7 protein-coding genes are annotated in these 8,315 nt (G+C 72.0%); 3 read left to right on the plus strand and 4 right to left on the minus strand.

Annotated elements, in window-relative coordinates:
• From IE249_RS13615 to IE249_RS13630, 4 genes are all read right to left on the minus strand, one after another.
• A partial coding sequence (locus IE249_RS13615; RefSeq protein WP_189705070.1) for an ATP-binding protein occupies window positions 1–404 on the minus strand: 404 nt, incomplete at its 3' end.
• Between the two features lie 188 nt (window positions 405–592).
• A complete protein-coding gene (locus IE249_RS13620; protein ID WP_189705071.1) occupies window positions 593–2,443 on the minus strand; it encodes a M1 family aminopeptidase in 1,851 nt (616 codons plus the stop codon).
• A gap of 143 nt (window positions 2,444–2,586) precedes the next feature.
• Window positions 2,587–5,103: a M4 family metallopeptidase gene (locus IE249_RS13625; protein ID WP_189705072.1), complete on the minus strand. Its 2,517-nt coding sequence runs from the start codon at window positions 5,101–5,103 to the stop codon at window positions 2,587–2,589.
• Window positions 5,104–5,320: 217 nt separating this feature from the next.
• Entirely contained in the window at window positions 5,321–6,133 is an 813-nt protein-coding gene (locus IE249_RS13630; RefSeq protein WP_229858372.1) for an RNA ligase family protein, read from the minus strand.
• A gap of 168 nt (window positions 6,134–6,301) precedes the next feature.
• On the opposite strand from IE249_RS13630, the gene IE249_RS13635 reads away from it, so the two are divergent.
• The 3 genes from IE249_RS13635 to IE249_RS13645 form a co-directional block, all read left to right on the plus strand.
• Window positions 6,302–6,691 carry a cell division protein SepF gene (locus tag IE249_RS13635; protein WP_189705073.1) on the plus strand — a complete coding sequence of 130 codons (390 nt, stop codon included), beginning with the start codon at window positions 6,302–6,304 and terminating at the stop codon, window positions 6,689–6,691.
• A 106-nt stretch (window positions 6,692–6,797) separates the two neighbouring features.
• The gene (locus tag IE249_RS13640) at window positions 6,798–7,994 is read left to right on the plus strand and encodes an AAA family ATPase (RefSeq protein ID WP_189705074.1); all 1,197 of its coding nucleotides are present in this window, start codon (window positions 6,798–6,800) and stop codon (window positions 7,992–7,994) included.
• Window positions 7,991–8,315: nucleotide pyrophosphohydrolase (locus tag IE249_RS13645; RefSeq protein WP_189705075.1), on the plus strand; the 325-nt coding region annotated here is incomplete at its 3' end. The genes IE249_RS13640 and IE249_RS13645, both read left to right, overlap by 4 nt.

The raw sequence follows: 8,315 nt of genomic DNA on the forward strand, positions 1-8,315 counted from the left end.
TCGTCGACGACCAGCAGAAGCGGCCCCTCGCCGGTCAGTCGGGCAAGTGCTCGGAGCAACGCCATGCGCAGCACGAGCAGTCGGCCGCCATCCAGGGGCGCGGGCGTCCCCGTCACCCGCCGTAACACCGAGCGGAGCAGCTCGCGTTCGTCGTCCGGCAGGTGGTCCAGTTCCCCGTCACTCACCTCGGCCAGGAGATCGATGAGACCGAGATACGGCAGCTGCTGGTCGGCGGGGGCGGGCCGGCACCGCAGCACCCGGTGGCCGCCGGCGGTGAACCGGTCGGCGAGCGACGCCAGAAGAGTCGACCGGCCGGAACCGGGGTGGCCGGTGAGCACCAGCCCGCCCCCTGTGCCCAGGGCGGTCCGGGCACGGTCCAGGACGGTGGCGCGGTCCACGCTCATCGTGCCAGTCCCTTCGGCGTGCTCCGGGGTGTGTGCGGCCAGGGGGCATGGTGAACCCCGGGAGTTGAAAGGGGAACCACGAGACGGACGCGAAAACACCAAGAGTGCGCCAAGACGGATGGGAGAGGCCCGGCGGGCGGGGAGGGGGGCGACCGCCGTCCACGGCGGCCGCCCCCGGCGACGTGAGGTCAGTCCCTGATGCGGTGCTGGGTCCAGAAGGACGACAGGTCCGTGCTCGTCGCCGCCTGCGCCGCGGCCTTGAACTCGGCCGTGGTGGAGACGCCGTACCAGTGCGACTGGGCGTAGTCGTGCAGCAGTCGGGACATCGCGCCGTCCCCGATCACGCGCCGCAGATCGTGCAGGGCGCACTTGCCGTAGCCGTAGACGACGGTGGAGTACCGCGAGGAATGGGCGTCCCAGTACGCCATCGAGTCGGTGATCGCCTCGTCCTGGGAGACCCAGGAGACGTTGTTCCAGCAGCCGGCGCCGTCCTTGCCGAGGGCGAGGTCGGTGGCGTAGTCGGTGAACGTCTCGTCCAGCCAGGGGTGGTTGTACTCGTCGTCGCCGACGATGCCGTAGAACCACTGGTGGGCGAGCTCGTGCGTGAGCGCCGTGCGGTCGACCAGGTCGAGCACGAAGCCGGGGTACTCCATCCCGCCGAACCAGAAGTTGTTGTCGAGGACCGCGTCGACCTCGCCGTACGGGTAGGCGCCGAAGCGCTGCGCGTGGGCGTCGATCGCGGACTCGGCCACGTTGAGCATGCTCTGCGTGCCGGTGGAACCGATGCCGCTCACGGCGTACACGTTGACCTTGGTGCCGCCGGGCGACGTGCCCGACACCTTGCTGAAGGGGCCCGCCGCCCAGGCGAAGTCGCGCACGGACCGCGCGGTGGCGCGGGTGACGGTGCGGCCCGCGGAGCCGGCGCTGTCCACCGAGGTGCCGGTGGCCGGGACGGACAGCGAGGAGGGGTGGTCCAGGGTCACGTCGAAGTCGGCGGCCAGCGAGTAGAAGGACTCGCCGTTGTTGGTGTACGGGTCCAGGTGCCAGCCGTCCGCGTCGCGGATCGCGAGCACCGGCAGCGCGTTGCCGAGGAAGGCGAACTGCCCGTCGTGGCCGAAGCGGTCGGCGCCGCTCGGCACGTCGATCGCGAGGTCGAAACCGACCGTTCCGCTCTGCCCCTGGGCGAGCGGTCCGGGCAGAGTCACCTTCAGGGCGGTGCAGTTCACCGACAGCGCGGCGGGGGTGCCGCCGGTCACGCCGGTCACGGTGACGGGTGTGGTGGGGCAGTTGCCGTGGGCGTTGTCCCACAGCCGCAGGTACACCTCGCTCAGCGGGGTGGCCGAGGCGTTGGTGAAGGACACGCTCTCGTGCCCGCTCCAGTGCGTGCCCGTGGAGTCGCTGCTGAGCGAGACGGTGTACGCGGGCTTCGCGGGCGTACGGGTGGAGTCCGAGGGCGGCGGCGGTGGAGACGGGGTGCCTCCGCCCGAGACGTCCAGGGCGACGTCGTCGAGTACGAAACTGGTCTGCGCGCCGGAGTCCTCGGTGCCGGTGAAGGACACGGTGACGGTCTGCCCGGCGTAGGCGGAGAGGTCGAAGGTCTTCTTCGTGTAGCCGGCGGCCGCGTCCAGGTTGGAGTAGGTGGCGAGGGCGGTCGAGCCGGCCTTGGCGGTGAGCTTGTCGTAGGCCGTGGACGAGGTGGTCTCGTCGGTGTCGATGTGCAGGTAGAAGCTCAGCGAGGCGCTGGTGCAGCCGGCCGGGACCGTGACGCTCTGGGAGAGGGTGTCGGTGTGCGTGGAGCCGTAGCCGTCGAGCCAGGCGTAGCGGCTGCCGGTGCGGGCGCTCTGCGAGGTGGAGCCGGTGATGACGCCGCTGCTCGCGGTCCAGGGCGAAGTGCCGTTCTCGAAGCCGCCGTTGGAGATGAGCTGACCGGCGGTGCAGTCGGCGGCCCGGGCGGGGGTGGAGGCCGGGACGGTGGCGAGGCCACCGGCGGCGACGATCAGGCAGGCGCCCGTCGTCCATGTCAGAAGTCTGCGTCTCATGATGTGGTCCGGTCCTCTCGGGACAGGGTGAGGGGACGGGCGGGTGCCCTCTTCCGTCCGTGGAGAGGGCACCCGCCCGGATCAGGAGCGGTGCTGGACCGCCGGATCAGGAGCGGCGCTGAACCCTGGGACGTGGGGGAGGTTCAGGACGCGTTCAGGGAGACGTCGTCGACGGTGAAGCTGGTCTGCGCGCTGACGTCCTCGGTTCCGGTGAAGGTCAGGGTGACCGTCTGCCCGGCGAAGGAGGAGACGTCGAAGGACTTCTGCGCGTAGCCGGAGGCCGCGTCCAGGTTGGAGTACGTGGCCAGGGTGGTGTTGCCGAGCTTCACCGACAGCTTGTCGTAGGCGACCGACGAGGTGGTCTCGGAGGTGTCGATGTGCAGCCACAGGGTCAGCCGGCCCTTGCAGCCCGCGGGGATGGCGACCGACTGCGAGGCCGTGTCGGTGTGGGTGGAGCCGTAGCCGTCCAGGTAGGCGTAGTGGGTGCCGGAGTGCGGGCTCTCACCGGCGCTGGAGGTGGAGATCACGCCCGAGGTGGTGCTCCACGGCGAGGTGCCGCTCTCGAAACCGCCGTTGGTGACCTTCTCCCCGCCGCCGGAGCAGGTGCCTCCGCCGGCCGGGTTGACGGTCCAGGAGAAGGTGGCGGAACCGGAGGCGCTGTCGGTGTTCGTCGCCGTCACGGTCACCGTGGAGGTGCCGGCCGTGGTGGGTGTGCCGGAGATCAGGCCGGTCGAGGAGTTGACCGACAGCCCGGCGGGCAGGCCCGAGGCGCTGTACGTCAGCGTCTCGTTGTTCGGGTCGGTCGCGTGGATCTGCACACTGGTCGCGGTGCCCACGGTGCCGGTCTGGTTGCCGGGCGAGGTCACGGACGGCTTGCCGCCCTGCCCGGGGCAGGTGCCGGGGACGGGGTCGGAGCCGGTGACGCTGACGGCGGCCCAGGCCGCGTCGATGGTGTCGTACTCGGTGCAGTGGGTGCCGTAGAGGTCGGCGGCGGCCTTCAGGGAGTCGATGCGGGCCTGGGCGTAGTCCTCGTGGCTGTTGGCGTAGGAGGCCAGGGCCTTGTACCAGATCTTGCCGGCCTTGTCGTTGCCGATGCCGGTGACCGTGGAGTTGTTGCAGGTGGGGCTGTTGCCGTAGCCGTGGTCGCCGCTGCCGACGGCCGCCAGGAAGAACCAGTGGTTCAGCGGGCCCATCGAGTAGTGCGGGTCGAGGTTGCCGTTGTTGCTGTCGTAGCAGTCGGGCGACTGGCCGTCGAGCGAGGGGTGGTACATGTAGCGCAGCGGCTGGTTGTCGCCGTTGATGTCGATGAGTTCGCCCATGGTGTAGTCGGGCGTGTCGACGGGGTTGTCGGCGTAGAACTCGACCAGGGTGCCGAAGATGTCGCTGGTGCCCTCGTTCATGCCGCCGGTCTCGCCGGTCTCGTCCCAGCCGGTGAGGGCGCCGCTGACACCGTGGCTCATCTCGTGCCCCGCCACGTCGAGTTCGACCAGCGGGCGGGCGTTGCTCTGACCGTCGCCGTACGTCATCTGGGTCCCGTCCCAGAAGGCGTTGACGTACGCGTTGCCGTAGTGGGTGCGCGAGGGGACGCCGTTGCCGTCGCCGAAGATGCCGTTGCGGCCCTGCACGTTCTTGTAGTAGTCGAACGTCTTCGCCGCGCCGTAGTGCGCGTCGACGCCCGCGGAGGCGGGGTCGCTGTTGGTGCCGTTGCCGAAGGTGCCGGTGGAGTTGGTGAAGACGGAACCGGTGCCGCTGGTGGCGTGGTTGAGGTTGGTGGTGTAGCCGTTGCCGTGCGAGGGGTCCTTCATGGACCAGGTGCTGCCGGACTGGGTCAGGTCGATCGGGACCTGGCCGCTGTAGATGGAGTCGCCGGTGCCGGCGGTCAGCGGGGAGACGCCGTAGCCGGCGTCCGCCTTGCCCTTGACCTTGCCGCGGGCCTTGGCCGCGCGGGCGGCCTGCTCCGGGGACAGGAACGCGGACACCTCGTCACGGGTCTCGACCACCTGTCCCTTGCGGGCGTCGACGAGGACGTGCAGCCGACTCGGTGTGCCGTCGGCGCGCCGGCCGCTGACCACGGTCTCCCACACCAGGGTCGCCGAACGCCCCTTCATCCACACCGCCCGGTGCGGCGCGGACACCGACGTGACCGTCCCGCGCAGCTCCCCGCGGGACAGCGAGGCGGCCTTCGCCGGCGAGACGCGCGCGGTGACGGAGAGGCCGGCGGAGTTCCGCGGCACGGAGGACGCCACGGTGAGGCCCGTGTACGAGCCGTCGGGGCGCAGATGCACGACGACGTCGCCGCCGTACACCGGCAGTCCCTGGTACGTACGGTCGTAGCGGACGTCGGCCGAGCCGTCCCGGTCGACGACGACGGAGCGCTGGGTGAAGGCGTCGCCCTTCACCACGTGCGCCGCCTCGGTGTGCGCGGCGATGGCCCGCCGTCCCCGCTCGACCACGCGCTCGCGGACGGACGGGGAGGGGTCCGTGGTGAACGGCGCGGCTCTGAAGGCCGAAGGTCCGGCGAGGTGACCGGAGTCGGCGTGGCCGGTGGCCGGGTGCGGGGCGGGGGGCTCGGGTTGAGCCGCGGCCGCCGGCGCCGCGAGCGCGGCGGCCATGGTGACCAGCGCGGCGGTCGACGCCAGGGCGGATATTCGGTTCCGCATGGGAACGGACTTCCTTTCGCCTTGTGGGCGCAGAGGATGTGGGGGCGGCGCCGCACCCGGAGGCACGACGCCAGAAGGAGTGTGAGAACCCCACCCCGCCCAAGGAAGCTCCATGCGGGGGCAGTAGGGATATCCCTACACCCCCGCCCCGGACGTCCCGCCCACCCGGGACCACGTGACGACCGGTGCCGGCGAACGGAGTCGACGGTGTGGACGGTCAGGCGCTGCGGGGGAAGTCCTTGCGCTTGATCTTGGCTCGGCGGCCGTCGGGGTGGTGGAAGACGATTCCCTCGGCCAGGTGGCCGGGGGCGTAGCGGCTCTCCAGGGCGGCGAGGCAGTCGCGCAGTCCGGTGTAGGTGCGGGGTACGTCACCGTAGACCGGGACCTCCAGGTTGAACGGCACGCACAGGTGGTCGTCCAGGGCCAGCGGGTTGCCCTGGATGCGCGGGCCGAGCGCCTCGCAGGGGTGCTCGCCGTCCGGCCAGGCGGACACGTCGGTGTTGCCGGCGGCGGCGAGGATCCACTTGTCGTCGGCCGCGTGCTCGTCCGTGTCGACGTACCAGCCGTCGACGACGCCCCGGAGCTTCTGCGCCTTGCTGGGATTGCGGCGCTTCTCCACCCGTACGACCTGCCCGGAACGCACGGTGAGCCGGACGTTGGTGCCGTCCAGCTTCTCGGTCGGGGTCCCTTCGCCCTCGAACACCCAGGCGCACTCGGCGCGGGGCCGGTCGACGACCCGGAAGCGGTCGTCCCGTTCGAACAGCGTGGGAATCTTCTCCATGACCTGCGTTCCCTTCCTGACCTGGCGTATGAGCTCCTCCGCGTCGATCACCCCGGCCGCGAGCCCGCCGGCCAGCGAACGCACCAGATCGGCGACCGACACCTCGGCCTCCACGGCGACGTGCTTGAGCGCCTTCTTCTCCTCCGGCGAGACCCACGCGACCAGCCGCGACCAGCCCTCCGGCGGTGTCCAACGGGCCAGTTTCTGAGGGTCCTTGCGCGGTCGGCCCCGCCCTCGTGTCTCGGACATGGCAGGACCGTAGAAGCCGGGGTGATGTTGTGTCAATTGGCATAACAGAAAATCGTCCCGCGCGGAGACGTGCCGTCGCCGCCCGTGTCGCTGTTGGGCCGAACGGGTGACCTCGGTTAAGAATTGGCTGGTGCAGCCGATGAGTGAGAGTCAGGTCAGGGGGAGCCGGTGAACAGCCACGACGTCACCGATGAACAGTGGGAAGGGCTCGCCCAGGTCGTTCCGTTGCGGGGCCGGGACGCCTGGCCGTCCGCGGTGGACCACCGCGCGTTGCCCGACGCGGAGACCGAGACCCGGCGCCGGTTCGTCGTCCTGCGGATCAACGTGTTCGCGGACGCCCGCGACGTCGCCGAGACGGTGATGGCGGGCGCGCCCGTCCTGCTCGACCTCACGGGCGCCGAGAACGAGGTCGCCAAGCGGGTCCTGGACTTCGCCACCGGCGTCGTCTTCGGCCTGGGCAGCGGCATGCACCGGGTGGACCGCAACGTCTTCCTGCTGACGCCGCCCGGCACCGAGGTCAGCGGGCTCATGGAGGGCGCGGCCGTCACCGGGGCGTGAACCTCACGGCGGGTGCCGGGGGTGTGACCCCGGCGCCTCCCCCGATCGTAGGAAGGCCGCGCGGGCGTAACGGTTCGGCCGCACGGCCGCGTCCTACCGTCCTGGCATGCCCGCCTTCCACACCCTCGCCGCCGCCCGGCCCGAGGACCACGCCCCCGGCCGCCCGGACAGCTCCGGCGGTCTCGGCCGTCCCGACCGGGCCCGCCTCACCGAGTTGCGGCTGTCCGCCTTCGCCGGGCACCGCCGCACCCGCGTACCGCTCGGGCCGCTCACCCTCCTCACCGGACCGAGCGGCTGCGGCAAGAGCAGTGCGCTGCGCGCGTACGAGGCGCTCGCCCGGCTCGGCGGCGGGGCCGGCCTCGGTGAGGTCTTCCCCGATCCGGCCGGCTGCGTGCCCGAGCGCGCCCGGCCCGACGCCCAGCGCCGCCGCGGCTTCCGCATCGGCTGTACGGCGGACGGCCCCGAGGGCCCGGTGAGCCTCGACGTCGCCGTACAGGCCGAGCCCGAACTCCGCGTCGTGGGGGAGCGGCTGGCCGCCGGGCCGCTCGTCCTGCTGGAGACCGCGCTGCGCGACCCCGGCCGCCGGGCCGTCCAGGCGGCCTGGCACACTGGCGGCTCCTCGCCGGTCACCCGGGCGCCCCTGCCCGACGACCGGCTCGGCACCGCGCTGCTGCCCCTGCGGGTGGCGGGGAAGACCGACGGGCAGCGGCGCGTCCTCGCCGCCGCCGAGCAGATGGTGGTCGCCCTGCGGTCGGTGTTCGCCTGTGATCCGCGCACCGGCAGCATGCGGGTGCCGACACCGGCCGGTACGGGACGGCTGCTGCGAGGGTGCGACAACCTCGCCGACGTCCTGTGGCGCACGCGCACCGAGTGCGGGCGGCGGCACGGGCTGCTCGTCGAGACCGTGCGCGCCGGATGCGCCGGTGCGGTGGCGGACGTGCTCGCGGAACCCGTGGGCGAGGGCATGCTGCGGGCGGTGCTGGACCGCGGGGACGGTACGCGCACCGGCTTCGAGCGGCTGGGCGACGGCGAGTTGCGGTACACCGCGCTGGCCCTGGTGCTGCTGACCGGGCCGGGTGTCCTGGAGGTCGACCCGGCCGGCGAGGTGCCCGCGGCCCTGCAGACGCTGACGGTGCTCGCGGACGGCCTCGACCGGGGGCTGGACCCGAGCCAGCGCGCCGGGCTGCTGCGGCTGGCGGCGCGCATGTGCGAGCGCGGGCACATCCGCCTCACGGCTGCGGTCAGCGACGCCTCCTGGGCGGGCGAGGTGCCCGAGGCGCGGGTGGTAGACCTGTCCCCGTGACCGAACGCCCTGACCTCCCTGCCCTCCAGCGCCGCCTCGCCGAGTTCGCGGCCGCGCGGCACTGGGAGCCGTACCACACCCCGAAGAACCTGGTGTCCGCGCTGAGCGTGGAGGCGTCCGAACTGCTCGAGATCTTCCAGTGGCTGACCCCCGAGGAGTCGGCCCGCGTCATGGCCCACCCGGAGACCGCCCACCGCGTACGGGACGAGGTCGCGGACGTCCTCGCCTACCTCCTCCAGCTCTGCGGGGTGCTCGGCGTCGACCCGCTCGCGGCGCTCGCCGCGAAGATCGAACGCAACGAGCACAGGTTCCCCGCACCGG

Source organism: Streptomyces anandii JCM 4720 (assembly GCF_014650655.1).
Lineage (GTDB): Bacteria > Actinomycetota > Actinomycetes > Streptomycetales > Streptomycetaceae > Streptomyces > Streptomyces anandii.

Excerpts from the sequence above, each read along its gene's own strand:
- IE249_RS13620 (WP_189705071.1), bottom strand. The coding sequence starts at position 2,443 with ATGAGACGCAGACTTCTGACATGGACGACGGGCGCCTGCCTGATCGTC.
- IE249_RS13625 (WP_189705072.1), bottom strand. The coding sequence starts at position 5,103 with ATGCGGAACCGAATATCCGCCCTGGCGTCGACCGCCGCGCTGGTCACC.
- IE249_RS13630 (WP_229858372.1), bottom strand. The coding sequence starts at position 6,133 with ATGTCCGAGACACGAGGGCGGGGCCGACCGCGCAAGGACCCTCAGAAA.
- IE249_RS13640 (WP_189705074.1), top strand. The coding sequence starts at position 6,798 with ATGCCCGCCTTCCACACCCTCGCCGCCGCCCGGCCCGAGGACCACGCC.